Below are 25,000 nucleotides of genomic sequence, written 5' to 3'. Positions count from 1 at the left end.
TCTATTCCAAGTGTTTACTATCTATGTGATTCTTAAATTTCATATCTCTCGGCTTTAATCTAAGAGTTTTCTCAAAGAAATTGTTTTTGGCATTCTCTTTATTTAAAGGCTTGTCAGTTTGAATTGCAAGGAAATCTGCAAGTAAGTCCATAGGTAGTAAGTTAAAGAAATTACAGATGCTTGTATCATCGTTTCAGTCTTTCGCTGAGACTTGAATAAAGTAACCTCCAGGCATTTCTCCCATCTCTCTTTCAAAATGTTTCTTATCTAAATGATGGTTTGTTCCATTAGTTTGAGGGGCTGGGGCTGAAGTTGCAACTGGAGTTGTGGCACCAGTAGTAGAAGAAGGCTTTCCATTTTCTTTTTTATCTAGTTCAGTAATGAAATCATCCAAGGACTTTTTGAAAATCTTGTTTTCTTTGTTATTGTCAAAAACTGTGGAACTGTAAAAGGCTCCTTCATTGGTGTTTAGTAGTTGATAGGCTAATAGTCTTTTCTTTTCTTCTAGAAAGATCTTTTTTTCTTGATGATTAGTCAAGTAGACTTTGTCAACTCTGTAGAACTCAGCCTTAATAGTGTCTTGGATTTTTGATAACAAGAAAACTAATCTTTCAAAATCTGCAGGACTAGCCATATGCTTAATAGTTTCTAATAGTCCCTTTAGATTAGTGAAGTTAAATAGGTTATGTTTTTTGTTTGGTAAAGCGGAATGTTCAGTAAACATTTCCTTGAATATAGCTACTTTTTTATTGTCAGGAGAGGATAGTTGTTGGGCTTGTCCGGAAGTAGTCCCTTCAGTCTTTAGCGATAGTTCGCCATGAGTCTTTCAACTTTCTCTTAGAAAGGTTCAAGCTTTATTTCTATTTTCAAAAAAATCATTGCCGTCTACTCCTTCCTTTTTGCCCGATAGAAAGGGATGAATCCTTTTATTCTTTCCTTCCTCCCCGCTTGTTGTTCCTGTAACTGAGTCAAAGAATAGATAGTGATATTTAGTAGTTACTGCTAATTCAGTTTCTAGTGCCTTTTTTAATTCAGCAAAGTTATTTTTAGTTAAGAAGTTAAGGGTAATTAAGAAATCTAAGAAATTTTCTCGCTCTTTGATATCTCTTAGATAAGACTGTCTTCAGTGATTAAATAGGTCACTAGTTAAGAAAGAGAATCTGTGAGTAGCCCCTCTTTCTTCAGTTTGAATTTGACTTTGTTGTTGATCAGTTGACTTTTTAGTGTTCGGGAAATCCCCTAAGAAGTTGAAGTAACGCTCACCAATTTTCTTGAGATAACTTCTAAAGAAATAGACTTTTAGGAGGGCATTCAAAAGAGATCTTCGACTTTCTTTATTTTTTGTTTCATCGCCAAGAATAGAAGATTCACAAGATCAACACTTGCCATTATCTTGAGTAGAAGATGGTTTGGTTTCTTCAGACACTTTAGTTATTGCCATTAGGTTTTGTGATAGTAATTGATCTAGTTTCATTTCAGCACTAATAGGAGCATTTCAAGGAAGATTGTCTTCCTTTTGATCTTTTTTTTCTTTAAGTAACCCATTACTTCCAAATAAGTTGCTTGTTAATAACTTTTCTTCCTTTACTTGATAATTGAGCAAGTCTTTATTGCCAAATAACTTGTCTAGTAGATAGTCAAAGATTGAGTCAAAAATAAATAATCTTTGACTACTTTGGAAGTCAAAACCATTACTTCTGATATTTAGATTTATTTTTTTGTTTTCTAATAAAGAATTAACTGATTGGTGATATTTAGAAAATAATTTGTCATATTCAGATTCTTTTGGAGTCTGTGCAGGTTCAGTTGAGTTAACTTGTACAGCTACTGTAGCAGTTTGAGTTGATTTGTTGTCTGACTTTAGGAATTTATTGAAAACATTCTCTTGTTGAGGGAATCTTCCTTTCTCTTTGTCATTATCAGACAAGTTAATTTCATAGGGTCAAGGAGAAACTAGACCTTGTTTAGATTCTGATTGAGGTTCTTTTTTATCAGTACCTGTGAGAGTTCACTCCCGAGAACTATATTGTTCAATAATTTTTTTTCTTAAGGTAAAGAGTTTGAAATTTAATTCACTTTCTTCTATTAAGGTAAATAAGTTAGTTAATAATTCTTTGAAATTATTGAAATACTCTTTTTCTTTTAGATGAAGGAATAAAAGACTCTTTTCCCCTTCTTTTAGGTAGTATTCAACCAATAACCTATCAAAGTATTTAGAGAAATATTCTTTGAACTTTGCGAATCAATCTTCAGATACTTGAAGATATTTCTTAACAGAGAAATGTCTTCTAGAGCCATTTAATTGAAGGTTTCGGAAATTAAATCAATTGAGTAACTTTTCTTTTGAGTCTTTTGTGGCCCCATTATTGGGTTTGCCATTCAGAAGATAAAGATACCCATCTAGAGTTATTGCATGAACTCCTTGTTCATCCCTAAAGAATATTCAATTACTGGAATCTGTTTCTCTTAAGTCATAAATATGTTTCTTAGAACCACTACCATTTCCATTTACAAGAATTTTTGAATCAAAGGCAATTACTTGTTGATTGTTTTGGGTTTCAGTTCCTGAATTTGTTGTGCCATTGTCATCAAAAAAGATGGATATAGGTTTTTTATCACCATTAGTGGTTCTTCCAGAGCCTCCATTTCCACCACTCCCATTCTTTCAGCTCTCTAGCTTTAGTGCATTTATTTTGCCGGAAGTGGAACTAGTGCCAGATGTAGAGGGTTGAGTTCCAGTTGTGCCACTTAAGACCTTATTAATTAGATAAGAAGTAACAGAGGCATATTCTGGGGAAACAGTTTCAAAAGAGTTAAAAACTTCAAGTAAAGTAGATGAATGTACTTGATCTCCATGTCAACCTTCAACATGGTATTTGTCTAGTTGTAAGCTCTGACTATTGCCATTTGAGTTTCCGACTGTTCCATTCTGGATATTTGCAATCTTTTTCATAAAGTCTTGGAATTTCTTAGTGGTTGATGGGGAAAATATTGGAAAACCATAATTAGTTTTTTCAGGAAAATCTCCCTTTAAGGTTTCTTTGCTATATTCTTTAGCTAGATCTGAAGAGGTTGCATCCTTGTTATAGTGTCAACTTATTTTTCAGAAGTATGTTGGGAGATTCTTATTGAATCAATATTTGTAACATCAGTTGATAAATTCATATTTTCCTCACACAAATTGTTTTCATTCCTCACTTTGACTTTCAGCTTTTGAAGCTGAAGGGAAGAATCCAATCTTGTCTCAATTCTCAGCTTTCTCTAATTCAGTTTCTGAGATAGAATGACTTTTGGCAAATACAGTTTGTAAATCTCCTGAGTTTTTGTATCCTTCATCTTTCTTTGTAAAGCCACTATTTAGGGTGAAATCAGATTTGCTGAAATTAGTTAAAAACTCTTTGACTAATCTGTAACTATTGTGTCTAAGTCAAAAGGAGTTCATATTCTCTCTGGAGCCCCAGTAGTTGTCTCAAAAGTCTCTTTGAACATTGATAGGCTTTAGTTTCTCTCAAGCTTCTTTGAATTGTTCTTCTTGTAATTTTCTTCAAGCTTCTTTTTGTTTATGGGTTCAATGACTAGGTTGAGAGAAATATCACTTTCTAGCTAATTCTTGAGCAATGGATTCAATTAGACCTTCCTGCCCTTCCTTTAAGAGTAGAGCTTTCTTAAAGAATTTAGGAATACTCTCTCCTTCATATATATCTACAAGACCTAAGTTGTACAAGCCTTCCTTCAAGGGAGAGACATCTGAGCTCCAAGCAAATTCTCTAATTAAAGGAGAAGTGCCTATAATGGGGCCAAAAATACCAGCCCCTAGGGTACCAAAAAATAAAATCTTCTTGATTGTGAAGAGGGTTAGCATTGCCTCTTAGATAATTGTTAGACCAAGAAAAAGAACAAAATACTAAGAGAAAACTAAATGACCAAGAAGAAGTTAGAAGAAAAAAACTACTAGGACTTAAAGAGTTAGGGGAAGACGCCTACTCCTCTAAGGACTTAGTTCCTAGTCACTCCGTTAAGGAGGTTACAAGCTATCCAGATAGGTATTTAGAACAGCAGTTAGTCTTAGGAGGAAGAGTTATTACTGTAAGGGGACCCTTCTTTGTAATTAAAGAGAATAATAGTAAATTACAGGCTTATATAGATTTAAAAGAAGAGACTCTTAAATATATACATAACTATTTCGAAAAATATGTAGATATAGGAGATTATGTATGTGTTGCCGGCCCTTTATTTAGGACTCATAAAGGAACTTTAAGTATTAGAGCTCAGCAATTAAAGATAATTTCTAAAGCATTAAAACCTTTACCAGAAAAGTGAGCAGGAATTCAAAGTCCAGAATTAGCTGTTAGAAATAGAGTTGGGAATCTTCTACTTAATGAAGAGTTATTTCATAATTTGAGCTTGAGATCCCAAATTATTAGTGAACTGAGAAGATATTTAGGGGAATTAGGCTATCTAGAGTTTGAAACTCCTATACTACACAAGATTCCCGGAGGAGCTTCAGCCAGACCCTTTAAGACCCACCACAACACCTTAAAAGAAGACCTATATTTAAGAATTGCCCCTGAACTATATCTAAAGAGATTAATAGTTTCAGGATGAACTAAGGTCTATGAGATTGGTAAATCTTTCAGGAATGAAGGAATAGACAACTTTCATAATCCTGAATTTAGCTCTATAGAGATATATAGTACCTATTTTGGGCTTGAGGAGACTATAGATTTAACAGAAAAGTTAATTATTAATTTATTTGAGAAGTTTTTGCCCCCAGAAAGAAAGAACTCACTTCAAAAATTTGAGAGAAAACCGATGTGGGAATTAGTAAAAGAAAAAACGGGATTAGACTTTTACAATAATTCTCCTTCTTTGCCAATAGCTGTTAAGAAGGCTGTAGAGCTGGGATTGGAGTTGACAGAAGAGGAAAAGCAGAGCTTAGCGAGAGTTTATGAAAAGTTCTTTGAGGAGCTTATTTCTGGCGAATTAGAGAGGCCCACATTTGTCTATGGATTTAGTTCTGAATGTTCTCCACTAGCCAAAGAAGATAGTGCTAATAATTTCTTCGCACAGAGATTTGAGTTATATATTGGAGGCAAGGAGATTGCAAATGGTTTTTCGGAGCAGAATGATCCGTTCAGGCAAGAAGAACAATTTAAGAAGCAAATAAGTTCAGAAACTGAGTTTGAGTTGAAATTAGACCAAGACTATCTTTCTGCTTTAGAATATGGTTTGCCTCCAACCGGTGGAGTTGGAATTGGACTAGATAGATTAATAATGTTTTTGTTAGATAGTAAATCTATTAAAGAGGTGATTTCTTTTCCGTATCTTAAGGGCTAGTCTTTCAAAATAAGGGGATTAAAACTTCCCCAACTCTTCATTAGATCTAGTAATTCAGTATTTGAGTCAATAATTTCAATAGATGAGATTATTGAATTCAGCTTAGCCAATCAACATAGACATTCTGTTTTTTCCGAGTCACAGTATATAAGACATTTTCCCTCTTTTCATTACAAAGCAAGCCAAAAGAAGTTAATACCAGTTCTTTCTCTTCACTACATTTGGAACAATTCTTCAGAGTGATTGTTAATTCCTAAGAACTTTGAAGGCTATAAGTCTTTAGTTAGGTTTACTAATGGAAGAAAAATTGAACAATTCAGTTGAAAGAACATTATCAAGATATTCCTCTCTGGGGAGAGTCAAGAGACTCCTTGAGGAGAGCAAGAATACTATCTTGCTAATTCTGACTCAGAAGATGGAGTGTATATTAGAGAGAATCTTTTTTTAAGAGCGGAAGATTATGAAGCTTTTGCACTTGTTACTGCAATCAAAAATGAATCTCTTTATGAATCAGAACTAGAATTCAATTCCCATCTAAAGAGTAATTTCCTTCTTCAAGAAGACTTTTCGGCTAAAGCAAGACCTCATTGAGTCAAGAACCTTCTGAAGATACTTAAGAGCTGTGAGTTTTATCCCACAAGCGAGATAAATATATTAGCCACAGACAAGCCCTCTCAAGAAGCTGAAAGGGCAGAAATAATTAAGTTTTGTAAGTCTAGACTAACTAGATATTTAAAAGACATCGAAGATAAGACACCTTATTCAGAAAGACTTAAGTTGGAAATAAAGTTATTTGATCTCAAAGAATATTGAAATTATCTATTCATTTTCTTTAAATTACTCCAGTATATTAGGGAAAAAGAAATTCTTACTAGTGCCGGAAGAGGTTCTGCTTCCAGTAGCCTAATTATTTTCTTATTAGGAATCTCTAAGGTTGATCCTTTGAAATATGGACTATTGCTAGATAGATTCCTGAATCTATCTTCCGAGAGAGTCCCTGACTTAGACCTTGATATCGAAAGTCTTAAAAAACAAGAACTATTAGATTATTTAGGTCAATGTTTCGGAAGAGATAACTTTGTAATCCCACTAGTTCCAAAGAAGATAAAAAACATTAATTTGATCCATGCAACTTTAACTAGATCTATGCCTAATTTTCTAGAACCTGCAAATAAACAATTAATTTCTAAATTGATTAATCTACCTTTTCTTTACCAACCCCATGTATCTTCTTTAATTCCTATAGATCAAGAGAACCCCCCCTTACTACACATCACTGAAGAGTATGAATTATCTTTTCCAGTAGCCTTTCTAGAATACAATCTTTCTTCTTATTTCTTATTACAGAAGTTTGACCTCCTTTCTTCTCCTTATTTAGATTTCATTGCTGAGATACTAAGAAAGATAAAAGAGATTAAAAAGATAGATTTAAAGTTTGAAAACCTAGACTTAAAAGACTTAAATACCTACAAGTTAATTGGTTCTGGCGCCACTTATTCTCTTTTCCATCTAGACAATGAGTTAATTAAGAAAGTTTTGAAACAATTTGAACCACAATCTATCTCTGATTTAGCCCAATTAATTTCAGTCATAAGACCTGGAATTAACAGACATATTTCTAAGTTTGTTAACTATGACCCAAAGAAACAACAATTTTCTATTCCTAAATTAAATGAAATTCTCTCTGAAACTAGGGGAATCATACTTTATCAAGAGCAAATAATGTCTATTATCTCTCTTGTTTTAGATATTCCCCTGTATTTAACAGATAAATATAGAGTAGCCTTACAGAAAAAAGACCTATCTAAATTAACAGAATTAGAGAAGGAGTTTTTCAATATTATTTCTGGCACTGGATTACCAAGGAAAGAACAAACAAGAATTTGAGAGTTCATTAAGTCTTTTGGGGAATATAGCTTTAACAAAGCACATGCAGTAGGTTATGCACTCTCAGCCTACCAAGCAGCCTATTTAAAAGCCAATTTCAGTGAAGAGTTCTTCCTAACTTTACTAGAAAAAGAAGGTATTACTGAACAGATTTTGAAAGAATTGTTGAAAATGGGATTTCAGTTGGAACTTCCTGAATTACTAGGTCAAGGGGCTTATTGAGGCAGTTTCTCTAAAGACCAAAGGGTTTTTCAAATAGGTCTTAATGTCTTGAAAAATATCAATCCTGAATTCTTTGAAAAGGTTCAAAAGTCGGCCTCCAAAATAATAGAACAAGAAGAGTTAAGAGATTTAAGAGAGATTATTTTCTTTTTGTTTGAAGAAGGATTTTCTAAGTCTGAACTTTTAATCTTGAATTATCTCAATTGATTCAGAAAAGTATTTAAGTCTGAAGAGTCTCAAAGATATCTTCACTACAACTTAGATATTTTTTATGATGAGTGACTATTTGGTTCCGGATACAACCCTAGCTTATTGAAAATAAATTTCACTTCTGAAGAGAAAGAGTTATTTTTGAAAAGACAACTGGAGTCTTTGAAAATAGATTTAAGAACTTTTAATTTACTTACTTAGGAAATTGATTAAGAGAGTATTGCTAATAGATGGAAGTTCTTTGATATATCGTTGTTTTCACTCTATTAGTGCCAAGAATGCAGACACATCCCCAGAAAGATTTAAGGAGAATTTTTTTAGCTTGTTTTCTTTTCAGGTAAGAAAGTGACTCAGCTTGAATAGATATGGATTTGGTGCCGTACTGTTTGATATTGATAGGAAGAGTTTTAGAACTGAGATCCTTTCTAGCTATAAACAAGACAGGCCTCCAATGCCCAAAGAACTATTGGATTGATTTCCAGAGATACTTTCTAAGGCAAGGGAAATAGGAATTAATCCTATATTTGCCCCAAAAGGTTATGAAGCAGATGATCTAATAGGAACTATTTCTAAGCAACTAGCTAAAGCAGACTTTAGAGTGGATATTGTCACTTCTGATAGAGATTTACTTCAACTAGTAGATTACTTAATCTCTGTGATCAGAATAAAAAGCTCTTTTAACCTAGAAATCAATAATCATATGAATTTTTCAGAGTTAAATGAAGGATTATTGCCTTTTCAAATTCCCTTATTTAAAGCTTTATCTGGAGATTCTAGTGATAATTACTCTGGAATTCCCAGTATAGGTCCCAAAAATGCAATGAAGTTAATTAAAGACTATCCAACTAAAGAAAGATTGGTATCTTCTTTGAATCAACTACAGGAAGGAAAGATAAAGAAATCTTTACAAGAGAATATCAAAGATTTAGATAAGTTCTTGCAATTGGCTACTATCCAGACCGAAATTAAATTTAAATATAGCTTGTCAGACCTAGCTTTATCTAGTGAAAATAATAGTAGGACTGGGCAATCCAACTAGCAAGTATGAAAACACTAGACATAATCTTGGTTTTCTAATAATAGATTATTTACGAACAGAATTAGACTGTTCTTCATTTAATCTAGTTAACGGTTCCTTAGTCTCTAAGAATAATGCTTTAGGAGGAAATGTTTTTCTTCTCTGTAAGCCTTTTGAATATATGAATAATTCTGGAAAGACCTTAAAGAAGACCTTACAGACATTAAATTTTGAGTTTGAAAATGTATTACTTATTTACGATGAACTAGATATTGAGTTTGGCAAATATAAGCTAATTAAGAGAAAAGAAGAGAAAATTAAACACTTAGGAGTTAGAGATATAGAGTTAGCTTTTCCTTTTTCTGAGTGTCTCAAGTTGAAGGTGGGAATTAGACCACAATCTGTTAGTTCAGGTTTGGTAATAAGAGACTATGTGATGGAAGAGTTTTCTTCCAGCGAAAGAAGATCCCTCTTACCACTCTTTGAGTCCATTCTCCATTTGGTTAAGAGGTTTATTTGACTTAGTGAAAAAGAGCTAAAAGACCCTATCAATTATCTCAAAAAGTAGTGAATTTATGCTATTTTCAGGACCAGAGCCAATTAAGTTAATGCATTTAGCAATCAATACCTTAAAAGGTTATGGGTACAAAGACTTTTTATGGTCTTCAAGCGGCTATGATGGCCGCAATCAAGCCAGCAGGAGAATTAACTGTTGACTACAACAAGATTGTTGAAGAGAATCAAGCTAAAAATCAAAAACACATAGAGACTTATGGACTTTCTTCCCACTCCCCTGAAAGATTAATCTCTCAACCTAAAAAGGAACTATCACTTCCAGTTGACTTAATAATTTTTGACCAATACTATAAGAGAATTTCTGAGTGAAAATATCTAGACAAATATGAATATGACGAAGAGATATTAGTTTTTGATAAGAGAGACTATAACTTCGAGAAAGAGAGTAAAGAAGGAAGTTACAAGGAAAATTGACTTAATAATCTAACTCACTCAAAGCACTACAAATATCTTTGAACTTCTGTCTATAAATATCCGCAGAAAGATGAATCTTTGCATATCAACTGAATAAATGGAGGAGGCTCTTCACATACATTAAGAAATATTCTGAATCTAGATCTTCCAAAGAATATTGAAAATTCTTTTGAAATGCACAACAAGAGAATTGAACTAGACTTAGCCTTTCTAATGAGTCCTATTATTTCTATCTATTCAGGCTATTGAAAGAACGGGGAACTGAAGAAGTCTAATAATGTAATTTCTCAAGTGGTATATGGAAATCTGAAACCTAATTTTGTTAGATGAAGTGATGTATATCACTATGAAAGAGGAAAGCACAAGAATTGTTCTCAACTTGGAGAAAGTGAAGATGATGAATTAAGAGTAGCGAGAAGAGCAGTAGAAGAGGGCTTTGACTCTCAATGTAACAGAATTGATTTATTGAATTTTGGTTCCTACTTTTATAGACATCAAAACAGAAGAATTTATTCCTCTGGATTAGTTGGGTATAAATACAAATATCCTGATGCTTGAACTACTCATTATTACTTCTATTCTCTTGGTGATTGAACTTTAGATAGACCGGCCAAATATCAAGTAAATAAAGCTAGTGAAGAAAAGAATTTGTGATATGTGGACTATGACAACCTATTTGTCCCTGAAATTAAGTTAATAGAGGATACTCACAGAGATAGATTTGCAAAAAAGAAATTCCAACTTTCTTTCTACATAGACTATCAAAAAGTAAAGAATATTGAAGCTTTTTTCAAGATCAGTACCAAATTAAAGTTCAAGATGAAATTTAAGTACAGAGATAAGAAATATGAGCAAGCCTTCACAATTGGAGATGTTTTGAGATCAGAAAAATTTGAGTTCCAAGAAGACCTAGGTTTTAGATCAGCAGATGTAGGTACATTCTCAAACTTCGAACTAGCAGTTTACTCAGACAATCCAGATATTAAGCTGAATTCCTCAACAGGCAAGAAAGAATTCACCTATAAAGTAAATCTTTCAATAGTTGCCTCAAGATTTAGCTTGTTATATGGATTATTGTTGGACCAAGAAGATCTACATAACTTTTACTATTCAGAGCTAAAAAACAAAGAACTTCTACAAAAATTCTTTTTTTTAGTTAGCAAGAAAGAGAGTGATCCTGAAACCAAGCTAATCAATCTACCCGAAGAATTCAATCAATTATTGGAGCTTAAGATTACGGGAACAGATCTTAGTGAATCAGCCACTGTAGAATACTTTGACTTTCTTGAAGGAAAAACCAAAAAAGTAGAACTATCTAATTTATTGAAATTACCTTTGTTTAAGAAAGAAAAATACACCAGAAAAGATCTTACGACTCCTATTGAAAAGGTAATTAGTGAACAAAATTCTCACAAGATTGGTAAGTATTTCTGAGAGAATATGCAACTTGAACTTAAAGAAAAAGACCTATTTAGTGGAACTGAAAAGTATATCTTGAAACCAAAGAAGCTAAAAAGTTCAGTACCATCGGACTGATTAGATTACTACAGAACTACAGAAATAACTGTTCAAGGAGTTAAAGAAAACTATCTAGTTCAAAACTTCAAACACAATTGAGGTAAGTCAACTCCCTACAGCGAATACCCTAATCTATTTAATATCTCTAATGTTGGAAAGGAAAAAGTAGGCATTTCACTATCTGACTTCACATTTACCAAAGTATTTGAAGACAATAATGCACTAGAAATTGAAGTGGAATACAAAGGAGATCAAAAAATTAAACAAGTTCAAGCCTCAGACAAAACTTACGAAGGAGTTTCATTAGTTGGCAAGACAAAATTTAAGTGAAATAAGAGTAATACTTCTGGGTCTGGAGATTCTGATAGTTGAAGAGATAATAGAAGATCTTCTAGATATTATTCATCTTCATCCAGCTCTTCCTTCTTATCTTCAAAAGATTCTGAGGTAAGTTGAATGAACTCTAATTCTTTCCTTCCGGTAATTATTAGTGGTGTGGGGGCCGGCGCAGGAGTAATTGCCGGCGCAGGCTCTCTACTCTTTAAAAAATTTAAAATTTCTTCATCGTAGGAAATGGCAGTATCTCCAAGACGGGTTTCAAAGTCTAGAAAAGGTATGAGAAATTCTCATGCTGGCATCTATTCTTTAGCTCCGTTAATGAAGTGTCCAAAGTGCGCAGAGCAAGTTAGATTACATAGAATTTGTAAGTGTGGTCAATACAGAAATAAGAAGATTTTTTAATCCCTACATAGAAGACAAGTTCAAGAAATTTTCTGTTTTATTTAAGAAATATAGAGTAGATGCTTATTTATATAGAAAAGTAGTAGATAAAAAAGGGTCTAGAGATCTTTATAAGATTTGATTCACTTTCTTCATTGCTGTTGGACTAGCTATCTTCATAATATTCGCTGTATTTCGCTAAAAAATTTAACTAGTACTTAAGTAATAAGGGCTAAAAAATAAAGTCTTCATCTTGAATCATTTCAACTTGAGTAGTTTTGATATAACCATTGCCTTTAGTGGAGAAAAAGTCATGATTCTTAGTAGAAGTATTTAATCCATTGAAAATCATTGGATTAATGTCTTTTTCAGTTACCTCATATTTGTCATCAAGATTTAGATTTTGCAATGCTTTATTGGCATTGTATTCAAGGAATTTAAGAACTTCATCCACTAGATTTAAAGCCTTATAGATCTTTTGGGTATATTTGATCTCATTCTCCATTAAGACATCTAGTAATTTGTAGACTTCTTCTTTGAGACTCTCTTGCTCACTTAAGTCAAAAGTTTCAAAAAGCTTAGAGGCTAAATTACCAACATATAGACCGTGAATCGCTTCATCCCTGATTATTAAATTAATGATTTCACCACTGTTAATCATTAACCCTTGGGAAGAAAGATAAAGCATATAGAAGAATCCTGAATAGAAAAGGAAAGATTCCAAGAATACTGAAGCAACCATTGCCATATAAAGACTCTTCGCATCTTTAATACTTTCGTAGTATTCAACAACAATCTTGATTTTTTTTTGAAGAGTCGGTTCCTTCTTGACCCAATCAAATAGTTCATTAATTTCTTCAGTACTTAATAAGGTACAGAAGATAGAGGAATAACTCTTCGCGTGCATTTGTTCCATCATCCCCATAAATTGAAGAACAGCCTTGGTAGGTAAATCAGGTACTGCTAGACAGATTCGATTCATCCCAATTGCCCCTTGATGAGTGTCTAAGAGAGTCAGTGAACCCAGAACCTTTATATAAACATCTTTTTCATCTTTAGATAACTTAGATTGTCAGATTAACTTATCTCCACTCAAAGGGATTTCTTCATCAACTCAAAATTGTCTCACATTTTGATCTCAAAATTCTTTGTTAAATTTGCAACTAATTTCATTCCAATTTACCCCCTCTCAGCAGTCTATAGAACTAAGGTTTTTGCAGATTCTGTCCATACTAAACTAGAATGATTTTATAAGCTTTTTTGGGTAGTTTTTTGGGGCTGAAAACCAAGCTAAAATTTAGTTTACTGCTTGACAAATTTAGCCTAAAAAGCCTATAAAAAACTCAAAATAAATCTCAAAAATTTAAGCTTTTTTGATTGAACTTTGATATGCCAGCAGAACTGGAAGAGTAGAACAAATAGTTTCCAAATTAGGATTTAAAGACGTACATAAATTATTAACTGGGGAAGAGATAGCTACAAAACAATTTGTTATCTTCACTTACACAGATGGTTATGGGCAAGTTCCTTCTATTGTAGAAAGCTTTCTTTCAAATAATCACAATTTATTAGTAGGTGTGGCAGGAAGCGGAAATATAAACTTTGGAAAGAATTTCTGCAATGCAGTAACTCTAATTAGTCAAAAATACAATGTACCTATCCTTCAAAAGTTTGACCTTGGAGGAAACAAACAGTTAATTTCAGAATTTAAGGAGACACTGAAAAATCTAAATCTTCATTAAGTAAAAGCTCAACCTTGATTAACAAATCTCAAAAAATCACAAACCCTTCCTACTATAACTCTTTGATCTTTAATAATCAAGTAACTCTTCAAGGAGAAGATGGATTCTTTTGCCTTGAAAAAGATAATCTTGCTATCCAAGAGTATCAGAAATACATTGCTGAGCATGAAAAGTATTCTCACAAGAAGAGGGGATATGAGCGAATTAAGTGATTAATTGAGACTGAATACTATCTCTCTCAGTTAATAGAGAAATATAGTGAGGATGAAATAAATCGGCTAACTGAACAGGTTTATGAAGTTGGTTTTCAGTGAAAAAGCTATATTTCAATTTCTAAGTTCTTTGAGAGTTTTGCGCTCAAAAGCAATTGCGGAAAATACATACTAGAAAGTTATGAAGATAGAGTTATTGCAACATCACTTTTTTTAGCTGATGGAAATTTTCAACTAGCTCAAAGAATAGCAGATTTAATTATTAAACAGATTTATCAACCAGCCACTCCAACTTTCTCAAATGCTGGAAAAAAAAGATCAGGAATGTTAGTTTCTTGTTTTTTGCTCGAGGCAGAAGACTCCATTAACTCTATTAATTACATAATCTCTACATCTATGCAACTTTCCAAGATAGGAGGAGGAGTTGCAATCAATTTAAGTAAGCTAAGGGGAAGAGGGGCGGCTATTAAACAAATTGACAGTACAGCTTCAGGAATCTTTCCTGTTCTAAAGATACTTGAGAATGTGTTTGATTATGCGGATCAATTGGGAATGAGAAGAGGGAGCGGTGCTGTATATCTAAATATCTTTCACTATGACTTAATTGATTTCATAGACTGCAAGAAGATTAATGCTGATGAAAAGTCAAGAATTCAAACTCTATCAATCGGATTAATTGTTCCTGATAAGTTTCTTCAATTAGCCACTGAGAATAAGAACTTCTTTATTTTTGAACCCAATACTATCTATCAGAAATATAGACTCTCCTTACCAGATCTGGACTTTAATTATTGGTACGATATCTTAGCTAATGATGACTCACTTTTAAAGAAAGAATTGTCTGCTAGGGCTGTTTTAACTAAGATAGCTCAGATTCAATTTGAATCAGGATATCCTTATGTAATCTTTATTGACAATGCCAATAGAAAGAATCCCCTAAAAAATATAGGAAAAATCAAGATGAGTAACCTTTGTACAGAGATTTTCCAAAATCAAGAGAGCTCAACTATAGGAGATTATGGATTAGGAGACATCATCAGAAATGATGTGTCTTGTAATTTAGCCTCTTTGAACTTGGTTAATGTTTTTGAACACGGGAATCTAGAAGAAATTGCTGATTTGTCTATGAGAGCTTTAAGTGCAGTCAGTGATCTCACTTCTATTACCAATGCTCCTAGCATTAGAAAAGCTAATGAGGAATTCAAGTCAGTAGGATTAGGAGTTCTTAACTTTACTGGACTTTTACTCAAGAATGGATTGGAATATGACTCTCCAGAAACACAGGAAATTGCTAATGTCTTTTTCGCAGCTCTTAATTATTACTCTTTATTAGCTAGCTCTAGAATAGCTAAGGAAAAAAAGATTAGTTTCAAGGAATTTGAAAATACTGATTACTATACAGGAGCATATTTCGAGAAATACATCACCAGATCCTATTTACCTAAAAGCCCAAAAGTTATAGAAATGTTTAAAAATATGAAATTACCTACAAAAAAAGATTGAGCCAAATTAAAGGAGAAAGTAAAGCAAAATGGACTTTACAATGCCTATAGGTTAGCAGTAGCCCCAACTCAAAGCATTAGCTACCTCCAAGGAGCCACTGCCTCAATTCAACCAATTATTTCTCCCATCGAAACAAGAATGTATGGAAGCTCTATCACTTATTTCCCAATGCCATTCTTAAATAAAGACAACTATCACCTATATAAGTCTGCTTATCTTATAGATCAAAAGAAATTAATTGATTTGTCCGCTACCATCCAAGAACATGTGGATCAAGGAATTTCTACTGTCTTATATGTAACTAATAACTCAACCACCAGAGATTTAGTTAAGTTGTATCTTTATGCTCACCATAAAGGGCTTAAGTCTCTGTACTATGTTAGAACTAAGAACCTACAACCAACAGAATGTACAGCTTGCCAAGCTTAAATAGATAGTTGCGAATAGGATCTAGGGAATACAGAAGAATCTTTTATATTCTTTAGTCCAGTCACAAACATTAAGAGTCTTTCAAACCCCATTCCCATTCCCGCAGAAGAAGCATATCCAAACTTTCTTAGGCTTAAATATCACTCTAACTCTTTAGGATTTAAACCTTGTTCTTTAATTTTTTGATTTAGTATCTCTAGACTATCTTCTCTTTCAGAACCACCTGCTAATTCCCCAACCTCTGAGACCAGCATATCAAAAGAATAGGTAATCTTTTTATCTTCAGACATTTTCATATAAAAAGGCTTTTGACTTGAAGGATAGTTAGTTACAAACAAAATCTTTGTATTTAACTTAGAAAGTAAAAAGTTTTCATCTTCCTTGCTTATCTCATATCCTCAAGAGATATCTTTAGTTTGACTTAATATCTCTATTGCTTCAGAGTAACTAAGAGTTATATATTTACTAGAAGCAATTCCTTCTAATTTTTCAATAAGTAGTTGTCGATCTCCTAATAATTTATTAGATAGCTCTTCTAGACAATCTTTACAGTTATGAAGTACTTTCTTAATTAGATAGATAAAGAAGTTGTATACCAACTCAATTAGTTGAAGTAGGTTAGTAAAAGCCATTTCCAACTCTATCATTCAGAATTCTGCAAGGTGAGCACTACTATTAGACTTTTCTGATCTAAAAGTAGGACCAAAAGAATAACTTCTTCCTAGACCATTTGAGATAGTTTCGCAGTAAAATTGACCACTAACACTCAATAGAATCTCGTCTTTTTTAAAGAAATCGGCACCATCAGAATCTAACTTAAATAATTCAGCGCCTCCTTCACAAGAGTTAGTACTTAAGATAGGGGCAAAGCAAGGAAAGAAGTGATTTTCATACAAAAATGTATGAATTGATTGAACTAATTCTTTCCTAATTATTGATACTGCTTGAAATATTGAAGTTCTATGTCTAACTAATTGTTGCGTTCTTAAGAAATCTAGAGAAAGCTTGGTGGGAATAATAGGAAAATCTTTATCACTTTTTTTGAGAACTTCCAGTTGTTCTACTTTGAATTCTCATTCCTGTTCTTTTCCACGAGATTTCTTGAGATAACCAACAACTTGAATAGCATCTCCAAGAGCTAAGTCTTTTTCTTGAATTAGCTCAGGAGAAGAAACCAATTGTATTCCACTTAGATTACTTCCATCATTGAGAGAGACAAAACCAATTGAGTTGAATTTTTGAATAGATCTCACTCAACCTTTAAGAGAATACAGTTGAGCTAGGTCTAGATTATCTGAATCTTCTAGAAAAGCACTAATAGAACTTTTTAAGTTCTTCAACTTAAGGGGTTAATAAGCTTTCAATTTCTGAGCTGTAAATTATTGGAATATTAGCATTTATTGCTTGTTGGAGTTTAGAGCCTGGACTTTCTCCAGCCAATAAATAGTTAATCTCATTAGAAAAACTAGATTTGAATTTCAGATTGAATTTTTTAGTTAATTGTTCTTGGAGCTGAGATCTACTTACACTAAAGCTTCCTGTTATTAACACAGTTTTGCCGTATAAATAGTGATTTTTGTTTTCTAGGGAGATTGCAGTTTCAGGGTTAGATAGTTCAAATTGGAAACCTAACTTCTTAAGCTCTGAAAGAATAAACACATTTTCCTCCTTAGAGATTCACTCTTTTAGAGAGCATGAAACTTTAGGACCTATTCCAACAATTTTTGTGAGTTCATATTCAGGAGCTTCGAATATCTTATCTATAGATTGGAATTTATTAAGAAGTAACTTAATAACTTCTGGGCCCAGATGTTCTAACCCTAATCCAGATAACAATTTGTTGGGAGTTACTTTCTTGCTATTTTCTATGGAGGTAATTAAGTTATTAAAGGATTTATCTTTAATGTTTAAAGATTCAACTTGGAATATTCTTTCTTTGTGTTGGTGTAAAGAGTAGATATCTAGTATATTCTTCAAAATCCCTTCCTTAAATAATTTAGTGATAGTTTTTTCTGATAGGCCTTCGATATCAAGTCCGGCTTTTGAGGCAAAATGACAGATCTTACAAATCTCTTTTTGCTCACAATTTGGATTTAGACAGTATTGCAACTTGTTACCTTCTTTAAAGATTAGAAGAGAATTGCAACAAGGACAATGTTCTATTAATTGAAACTCTTTTCCTTCGAATTCTGATGAAGTATCTTTAGCTTTTCCTAGTATCTGAGGAATTACTTCACCAGATTTATAAACTTGAACTTTCATTCCCTCCTTAAGTCCTAGTTTCTTAATGTTGTCAAAGTTATGTAGAGAAACATAATTTATTCAACTTCCATTAATGAATACAGGAGTTAATTTACCTAGATAGGTAATTCTTCCACTTCTACCTACAGTAACTTCTATTTTTTCTAATATAGTTTCCTTAATCAGGCTAGGATATTTGTAAGCTATAGCTCATTTAGGAAATTTAGATGTACTTCCTATCTTGGAGTAAAAGGAGGTTGGATTTAACTTAAGTACTAAGCCATCATTTGGTAATTCCAAGTTTTCTCTCTTTTCCCCAAAGCTTTTAAGGAAAATTCAGATCTCAGACATATTAGAGCTGATAAGAGTTAGTTCTTTTTGGTGGGTCGGAATGTGAAGGGATCTAAGTAATTCAATTGCATCAGATTGTTTTGCTAAGGAAGTGTTGTTGTCAGGGAATAAAACTTGATAACCACAGAAGGAGAGTTTTTTCTCACTAATTAATTGAGTTTCCTTGAGCCTTAAGGCTCCTGCAACATAGTTTCTGGAACTAATGAACTGTCTTTGATTCTCTTGAGTTGAGGCTTGTATTTCCCTAAAGTCTGAGTCAGTAATGAATATTTCCCCTCTAACTAAGAGTTCTGAGGAATAATCAATAGTCTTAGGGATGGAGCTCATCTCTCTGATATGTCCAATGAGACTCTCTCCCATTTTCCCATCACCCCTACTCAAAGCTTCAACCAACTGACCATTTTTGTAATGTAAGCTGATACTAACTCCATCTACCTTAGGTTCAATAAAGTATTCAAGAGAGCAAGAGTCCCCTAATTCTTTTAGGTGATTCTCAAAGAATTTATTGAGTTCTGCCTCATTAAAAGCATTATCAAGAGAGAGCATTGGGAATAAGTGAGTATGCTTAAGGTGGGATTTTTCAGAGTGAACCTGTCCAATCGGAAGATTAGCTGTATCAACTCCTAGAGCTTTTAGCTTTCTTAGCTTGAAGTCGTATAGCTCATCTGGTATAGTTTCTTCTCCCTTGTAGTAGGCTTCTTCCTGGCTCTTTATTAGTTCCTTAAATTTCTTTAGTTGCTCTTTCTCTTCCATGTATTAATAAAAAAGCCTTTAATAATTAATTAAATAAACCTATATTATTTTCAGGAAATGGAAGGAAAGAGAATTGTAGTTGCTTTGTCTGGGGGAGTTGATTCCTCAGTAACTGCTTATCTTTTAAAACAACAGGGCTATGAAGTTATTGGGGTGTATATGCACAATTGAGATAGGCAACTTAATGAGTCTGATGTAGAAGGTAACTGTCAAGGGCAAAAAGATAGTGAAATGGCAAAGAAAGTAGCAGACTTTTTGGGAATACCTTTATATATTTACAACTTCACCAAAGAATATTGGGATTATGTTTTTAAACCTTATATTTTTGATTTTGAGAAAAATCTCATTGGTAATCCAGATTTAGGTTGTAATTCCAAGATAAAGTTTGGAGTTTTATTAGATACTGTTAAGAAGGAATTTGGCTCAAATATTAAATTGGCTACAGGCCATTATGCTAGAGTTACAGAAGAAAATGGAACCTATTATTTAGAGACTTGTAAGAATCCTAAAAAAGATCAGACTTATTTTCTCTCTAGATTAACTCAAGACCAATTAAAAGAGATTGTCTTCCCCTTAAGTGAGTTTGAAAGCAAAGCGGAAGTAAGGAAGCTAGCCAAAGAAAAAGGATTACCTAATTGAGATAAAAAGAGTAGTACAGGAATTTGTTTTATTGGAAAGAGAGAGTTTTGTTCCTTTGTTTCATCCTATATCAAGGGAAAAGAAGGGCAAATAATAGATGTAGAAAGATCTGTGGAATTAGGTCAGCATAAAGGCCTTTGCTATTATTCGATAAATCAAAGAAAAGGAACATGTGTTTCAGGACAAACTGAAAAATATTATGTGTGTGGGAAAGAACTTTTAGACTCAACTCTATTAGTTTGTAGAGAGAGCGTTAAACACAAATATTTAATTAAGAAGGGCTGTTTAATTAATAATCTTCATTGAATTAACAGCTCTCCTAAAATGGGCGAAAGGGTTTTTGTTAAGTTCAAGCACACTGCAAGTTTTTTGTCTGGAAAGATAGTAACAATTGATAATGATTTAATGGAATTATCTCATCAGTCTTGTGTTGCTTCAACTCCTGGACAGTATGTAGTTTTCTACTCCATTGATAAGAAACGATGTTTAGGGTCTGGGACTTACCATAAATCTTTGTAACCTTGAAGTTAACAGCAAAAAGCTTAAGAGATAGTTGGATTCAATTTTTTGAGTCTAAAGGACATAAGGTAATTGAGTCACATTCAGTAATTCCTCCAGAAGAAGACAAATCTACTTTATTTGTAAATGCAGGTCTATGTGTTCTTAAGAAAGCTTTTATTTCTAAGGGAGAAGAGAGAGTTTGTGAGTCTTTTACTAGTGTTCAAAAGGTAATAAGAACAGTAGATATAGAGAGTATTGAGAAAGATGGATGACATAGCACTTATTTTGAAATGATGGGAAACTTTTCAGTGGGTTCTTACTTTAAGAAAGAGGCAATTGGATATGCTGTAGAGTTTCTAGATCAAGTTTTGAATCTTGATTTAAGTAAATTAGTTATTACTGTTCACAAGGATGATCAGGAAAGCGAGGCCATCTGAAGAGAACTATTGGGACAAGAAACTAGGATTTTGAGACTAGATAAGGCTAATTTCTGGGAAGTTGGAGAGGGTCCTTGTGGTCCTTGTACAGAAATTTATTTCGATAGAGGAATTGAATTTGATCCTAAAAGCCAAGGCTTAAAGTTACTTCAAGAATCTATAGATAATGAAAGATATATAGAGATTTGAAACATTGTATTCAGTCAATATTGAGCAGAAAAAGGTCAGTATATAGAGCTAAAGAATAAGAATATAGATACTGGGGCTGGACTTGAAAGAGTTATTTCTATTCTCGAGGGCTCTAAAAATGTCTTTTACAGCTCTTTGTTTTATCCAATAATTAGGGAAATTGAAAGTCTTTCTCGCAAGAAATACAACACTGAAGCAATTGAGACTAGCGCACAATTTCAAATAGTCTCAGACCACCTAAGAACTTTAACAATACTATTAGGAGAGGGCTTAACTCCTTCGGGCAAAGGGAGAGGTTATGTTCTCAGAAAGTTAATGAGAAGAGTATTTGTCTCCCTCTATCTACTGGACATCAAAGATTTAGAGATAGCATTAGCTAAGTTACTTTGAAAAGCTTTAGATTTAGTTTCTGAACTCTATTCCTATCTAAAACCAAAATATCCAGAGATGTTGTCAGAGTTATTAAAGGAAGGTTCTTCTTTTCAAAAAGTATTGAACAGAACTCAAAAGCAAATAAATTTAATTCTCTCTAAAAGCACTGATAATTTAGAAGAACAACTCTTTACTTTAGTTGAAAGGGAAGGGGCTCCTCTTCCAGTTATTAAGAAGATATTGGGAGAAAAGCAAGTGAAATTCTCAGAGGAAATATTTAAAGAATTAATGGAACAACACTCTCAAAAATCAAAGAATACTAAATTTTCTGCTGCTTTTGAGTTGAAAACTTAGTTCATTCTTCTCAAACTCACTTCGGAGAGTGAATATTAGATAAGAAGTCAGCTTTCGATCTATTTTCATTTAGTTGAGTGATGAATTGGTGGTATTTAGGGATATTTAGGTCTTCAAGCTCACAAAAGAAGTTATTGGAGATTATCTCTTTTAAATTAGGATTTTCAGTTCAATCCTTAAAGCAAGCTAGTATTCTGTTCATAAATTTGAGTTTTTCGTAATCAGAGATTTCAAGTTTCATCATTTTATAGAAAGCTTCCTCTCCACCTTCTATAAAAAGATCAGAAAGAGAAAAAGAAAGTTGTTCTCCAGTGAAGGTATTAATAATTCTTATACTTTTGACCCTAATGTCGTAATAGAAGTCTAAGAGATAAGAGTAAATTAAAACTTGCCATACTCAATTAATATCTCAAGTTTTTTTGTGAAATTTAAGCTCTACAAGCTCTTGATTTTCTAGCCCAAAGAAGTCAAATTCTCATCTAGTGATCTCACATTCTTGTTTGTGTTCCTCTGAGCTCTTGAGTCTATGTAACTTAGTGAATTTATTTCAGCTTATGCAACTTTCAAAATGGGGCAAAAAAGACTTAAAGTGATTCATGATAACTGTGAAAAGTTCAAAGTCTTCATTGTTCTTGAACTCTTCTTGTTCAAAAAAGAATGAGTACTTATAGTCTGCAGATAGATTACTTAACTCTCAGAATCAAACCCAATTAGTTGATTTACTTTTTTTGGAAGCAAAGTATTTTCTACTCTCTTCAGTGGCATGCTTAACTATTTCTCAGTTTTCCTTAAGCTCAATTTTTTCTCAGTGAGTGTATTTTTTCTTTTTTCAAAGATCTACTAATCTCTCCAAAAAGAATTCACTTCATTTTCCTAAATAGCTAGAATACTTAGTTATTTTTTGTAAGGCTTCTGGGTCCAACTTAGAACTTAATGGCTCTACTATTTTTGTACCTGTTAAAAACAATGAAGTTAAACTTCCTTGCTCAATTCATTTATCTTTAATTAGTTGGAGTAACTTAGGTCTTACTTGAGTCTTAAATTTCTCAGAGACTAGATAACCAACTACTGTATATTCCTTAATGTTCTTCTCGTTTAGATAAAACATTTAAAAGCTATTACAGGAGAAAGATTAAATAGTGTCTTTTAATTTAATTTCACAACAAACCCCCAACAAACAACAGTTAAATGCAATCAAATTCAATGAAAAGAAGAATGTAGGAATAATTGCAGGACCAGGTTCCGGCAAAACTTTTGTAATTATCGAGAAAATTGGTTTTTATCTCTCTCAAAAGATAGAACCAAGAAAGATACTTTTAGTTACTTATACAAATAGGGGAATTATTGAGATAAAAAAAAGAATTAACAAGTTTGTAAAGGCAAAAAGAGAGTTTGAATATGCTGGAACCCTTCATTCTATCTGCAAGAAGTTTTTAGAAACAGAGTTAAAGAAAGATCTTTCCAAGCTCTTAAAGCAAGAAATTAACAGACTATCTATATTAGAAGGCAGAGAGAGATTCTTTTTTCTTGAGGAAGAGATAAGAAAACAAGTAGAGATAGTTTGCGGGGATGACATTGATAACTTATTTAAGCAATATATTCACGAGATAGTTTTAGAAGAGACTGAAAATTCTATTTCTAGAAACAAGATAGAAAACTATTTATCTAATAACTTTCAGCTAAAAGTTTTGAAGTATGATTGATTTTCTTCAAGACTTAATAAGAAAACAGAAAAGTTAACTGGTTTCCAGAAAGACAAAGTTATTAGAGTACTTAGAAATGTCTTTCAGTTCTATCAAGACTATTTGGATAGAAAAGAGATGTTTGACTTTGACGACTTAATTATTTATTTTCACTATATTCTGGATCACAATCCAGACAAAAAACAATTAATCCAATCTAAATTTGAAAAGATACTAGTTGATGAGTTTCAAGATATGAACTTCCTTCAACTCATAATTATTGCTCAGATCTCCGGCTCTAAGAAGAATATCTTTTTTGTAGGAGACCCAAACCAAGCTATATATGGTTTCCAAGGAGCTTATCCAGAAATCTTTAACTATTTCAAGACCAATATAGACCTATCTACTAAATTCTTTAATCTCTCTCAGAACTATAGGTCAACTCAAAATATCTTGGAGTTATCTCAAAAATTAATTTCCAAGAACAATCAAAAAGACATCTTTAATGAGATGCACACTAAGAATGAGATAGGTGATAAAGTTCGATGGTTAATTAATGACAAGCAAGGAGGAGTTACTAAACAACTATATTCCATTATTAGAAATATGGAATCGAAGGGAATTAACTTAAATCAAATAGCTATTATCTCTAGAACTCATTTAGAAACCAAGAATCTCAGAAAAAGATTTTGATCTAAAGGAATTAAATTCCTAGACTTTAATTTCTCTAAACATATAGCTTGAAATTATGAAAGTTATTTTTTAGTTTGCTTACTTTCGCTCAAATTTAGATTTGATTCTTTTGCAATTAAATACATAGTTGAGTTTTGGTTCCGAAGAGAAGAGGTACCAGATTATTTCTATGAGCAAATAGAAGAATACTCCGAAGATCTAATAAAGAGTCTTAATTACTTAACTTCTTCTAATTTTGAGAATAGATGAACTTCTGAGGAAGACAAAAAGTGAATTAAAAAAATTAAAGAGCTTTGAAAGCTTTTAAAAACTGAATATAAAAACAGTAACTCTCGAGAGGACAGAGTTAATGAATCTAAAACAATTATTGTGAATCAAGAGGGCTTGTTGGAGTGAGTCAAAGAGAACCTTAATCAACAACTAGTGAAGATTATTGCAGGACAAAAACACCAAGCAATAAGAAATATTACTCATTTTTATAAAGTTATGACCTATTACAGCAATCAATCAACCTTTAGCTTGAAAGAATTATTTGAATTACTTTTGGCTTATGTGAAACACTTTGTGAGCCACACCACAGAAGACCAATATCTTAATTTCTCTACTGTTCACAGCGCAAAGGGTTGTGAATTTGACTATGTATTCATATTGAACTTAGTGGAAGGGAAATTCCCAAAGCATTATGCAGACACTTTACAAGACATAGAGGAAGAGAGAAGAATTTTGTTTGTAGGTATTACTAGAGCCAAGAAAGAACTTTATATAGTTAGTGATTTGCATATGCATCACAAGACTTGACAGAATGTTCCCAATAGATTATTTAGCTTTAGAGATAGAATACCTAAGGTCTCTAAATTTCTTAAAGAGCTAGACTTTTTGGATTTCAAAAATAATGGAATCAATGTATTAAGTAATCTTTCTCAGGACTCACAAAGTTTGCTTTTGTTATAGTAAAAAATTGCTCTAAAATCAAAGAGTAAAATTAGCCTCCCAAATGAAG

At 32.7% G+C, this 25,000-nt stretch carries 16 protein-coding genes; 11 read left to right on the top strand and 5 right to left on the bottom strand.

Features of this window, described 5'->3' with window-relative positions; translation table 4 throughout:
• Position 1: 1 nt before the first annotated feature.
• Complete coding sequence (locus tag DNK47_RS01000) at positions 2-3,862, bottom strand: DUF3713 domain-containing protein (protein ID WP_112665122.1); 3,861 nt, start codon at positions 3,860-3,862, stop codon at positions 2-4.
• 14 nt (positions 3,863-3,876) lie between these two features.
• Between DNK47_RS01000 and lysS the strand changes: the two genes are divergently transcribed.
• The 6 genes from lysS to rpmF all read left to right on the top strand — a co-directional run bounded on the left by lysS (position 3,877) and on the right by rpmF (position 11,923).
• Positions 3,877-5,337: a lysine--tRNA ligase gene (gene lysS, locus DNK47_RS00995; RefSeq protein ID WP_258393884.1), complete on the top strand. Its 1,461-nt coding sequence runs from the start codon at positions 3,877-3,879 to the stop codon at positions 5,335-5,337.
• A gap of 243 nt (positions 5,338-5,580) precedes the next feature.
• Positions 5,581-7,857, top strand: coding sequence for a hypothetical protein (locus DNK47_RS00990; protein ID WP_112665120.1), 2,277 nt, complete (start codon positions 5,581-5,583; stop codon positions 7,855-7,857).
• A 4-nt stretch (positions 7,858-7,861) separates the two neighbouring features.
• The gene (locus tag DNK47_RS00985; protein ID WP_112665118.1) at positions 7,862-8,695 is read left to right on the top strand and encodes a 5'-3' exonuclease; all 834 of its coding nucleotides are present in this window, start codon (positions 7,862-7,864) and stop codon (positions 8,693-8,695) included.
• A complete protein-coding gene (pth, locus tag DNK47_RS00980; RefSeq protein WP_112665116.1) occupies positions 8,661-9,242 on the top strand; it encodes an aminoacyl-tRNA hydrolase in 582 nt (193 codons plus the stop codon). The genes DNK47_RS00985 and pth overlap by 35 nt, the downstream gene beginning before the upstream one ends.
• A gap of 71 nt (positions 9,243-9,313) precedes the next feature.
• Positions 9,314-11,752 (top strand): hypothetical protein, encoded by a 2,439-nt coding sequence (locus DNK47_RS00975; RefSeq protein WP_112665114.1) that lies wholly within the window; start codon positions 9,314-9,316, stop codon positions 11,750-11,752.
• 3 nt (positions 11,753-11,755) lie between these two features.
• Positions 11,756-11,923 (top strand): 50S ribosomal protein L32, encoded by a 168-nt coding sequence (rpmF, locus tag DNK47_RS00970; RefSeq protein WP_110555157.1) that lies wholly within the window; start codon positions 11,756-11,758, stop codon positions 11,921-11,923.
• A gap of 211 nt (positions 11,924-12,134) precedes the next feature.
• Here the strand turns inward: rpmF and nrdF are convergent, their stop codons facing one another.
• Positions 12,135-13,133 (bottom strand): class 1b ribonucleoside-diphosphate reductase subunit beta, encoded by a 999-nt coding sequence (gene nrdF / locus DNK47_RS00960; protein WP_112665110.1) that lies wholly within the window; start codon positions 13,131-13,133, stop codon positions 12,135-12,137.
• A gap of 142 nt (positions 13,134-13,275) precedes the next feature.
• On the opposite strand from nrdF, the gene nrdI reads away from it, so the two are divergent.
• On the top strand, positions 13,276-13,644 hold the full coding sequence (nrdI, locus tag DNK47_RS00955) for a class Ib ribonucleoside-diphosphate reductase assembly flavoprotein NrdI (RefSeq protein ID WP_112665108.1): 369 nt from the start codon (positions 13,276-13,278) through the stop codon (positions 13,642-13,644).
• Positions 13,645-13,658: 14 nt separating this feature from the next.
• The gene (gene nrdE / locus DNK47_RS00950; RefSeq protein WP_112665106.1) at positions 13,659-15,788 is read left to right on the top strand and encodes a class 1b ribonucleoside-diphosphate reductase subunit alpha; all 2,130 of its coding nucleotides are present in this window, start codon (positions 13,659-13,661) and stop codon (positions 15,786-15,788) included.
• On the opposite strand, the gene asnS is transcribed toward nrdE, so the two are convergent.
• Both asnS and ligA read right to left on the bottom strand, forming a co-directional pair.
• Positions 15,785-17,128 carry an asparagine--tRNA ligase gene (gene asnS, locus DNK47_RS00945; protein WP_258393883.1) on the bottom strand — a complete coding sequence of 448 codons (1,344 nt, stop codon included), beginning with the start codon at positions 17,126-17,128 and terminating at the stop codon, positions 15,785-15,787. The two genes, nrdE and asnS, sit on opposite strands and share 4 nt — an antisense overlap.
• Before the next feature lies 1 nt (position 17,129).
• On the bottom strand, positions 17,130-19,133 hold the full coding sequence (gene ligA, locus DNK47_RS00940; RefSeq protein WP_112665104.1) for an NAD-dependent DNA ligase LigA: 2,004 nt from the start codon (positions 19,131-19,133) through the stop codon (positions 17,130-17,132).
• A gap of 57 nt (positions 19,134-19,190) precedes the next feature.
• Between ligA and mnmA the strand changes: the two genes are divergently transcribed.
• Positions 19,191-20,291, top strand: coding sequence for a tRNA 2-thiouridine(34) synthase MnmA (mnmA, locus tag DNK47_RS00935; RefSeq protein ID WP_112665102.1), 1,101 nt, complete (start codon positions 19,191-19,193; stop codon positions 20,289-20,291).
• Between the two features lie 2 nt (positions 20,292-20,293).
• On the top strand, positions 20,294-21,625 hold the full coding sequence (locus DNK47_RS00930) for an alanine--tRNA ligase-related protein (RefSeq protein ID WP_258393882.1): 1,332 nt from the start codon (positions 20,294-20,296) through the stop codon (positions 21,623-21,625).
• Here the strand turns inward: DNK47_RS00930 and DNK47_RS00925 are convergent.
• Complete coding sequence (locus DNK47_RS00925) at positions 21,591-22,733, bottom strand: hypothetical protein (protein ID WP_112665100.1); 1,143 nt, start codon at positions 22,731-22,733, stop codon at positions 21,591-21,593. The genes DNK47_RS00930 and DNK47_RS00925 overlap by 35 nt on opposite strands.
• Before the next feature lie 31 nt (positions 22,734-22,764).
• Between DNK47_RS00925 and DNK47_RS00920 the strand changes: the two genes are divergently transcribed.
• On the top strand, positions 22,765-24,951 hold the full coding sequence (locus tag DNK47_RS00920; protein WP_112665098.1) for an ATP-dependent helicase: 2,187 nt from the start codon (positions 22,765-22,767) through the stop codon (positions 24,949-24,951).
• Positions 24,952-25,000 lie beyond the last annotated feature (49 nt).

Origin of the sequence: Mycoplasma wenyonii (genome assembly GCF_003265155.1) — a bacterium.
Classification (GTDB): Bacteria; Bacillota_I; Bacilli_A; order Mycoplasmatales; family Mycoplasmoidaceae; genus Eperythrozoon_A; species Eperythrozoon_A wenyonii_C.
This window is presented reverse-complemented; position numbering and strand designations above follow the sequence as displayed.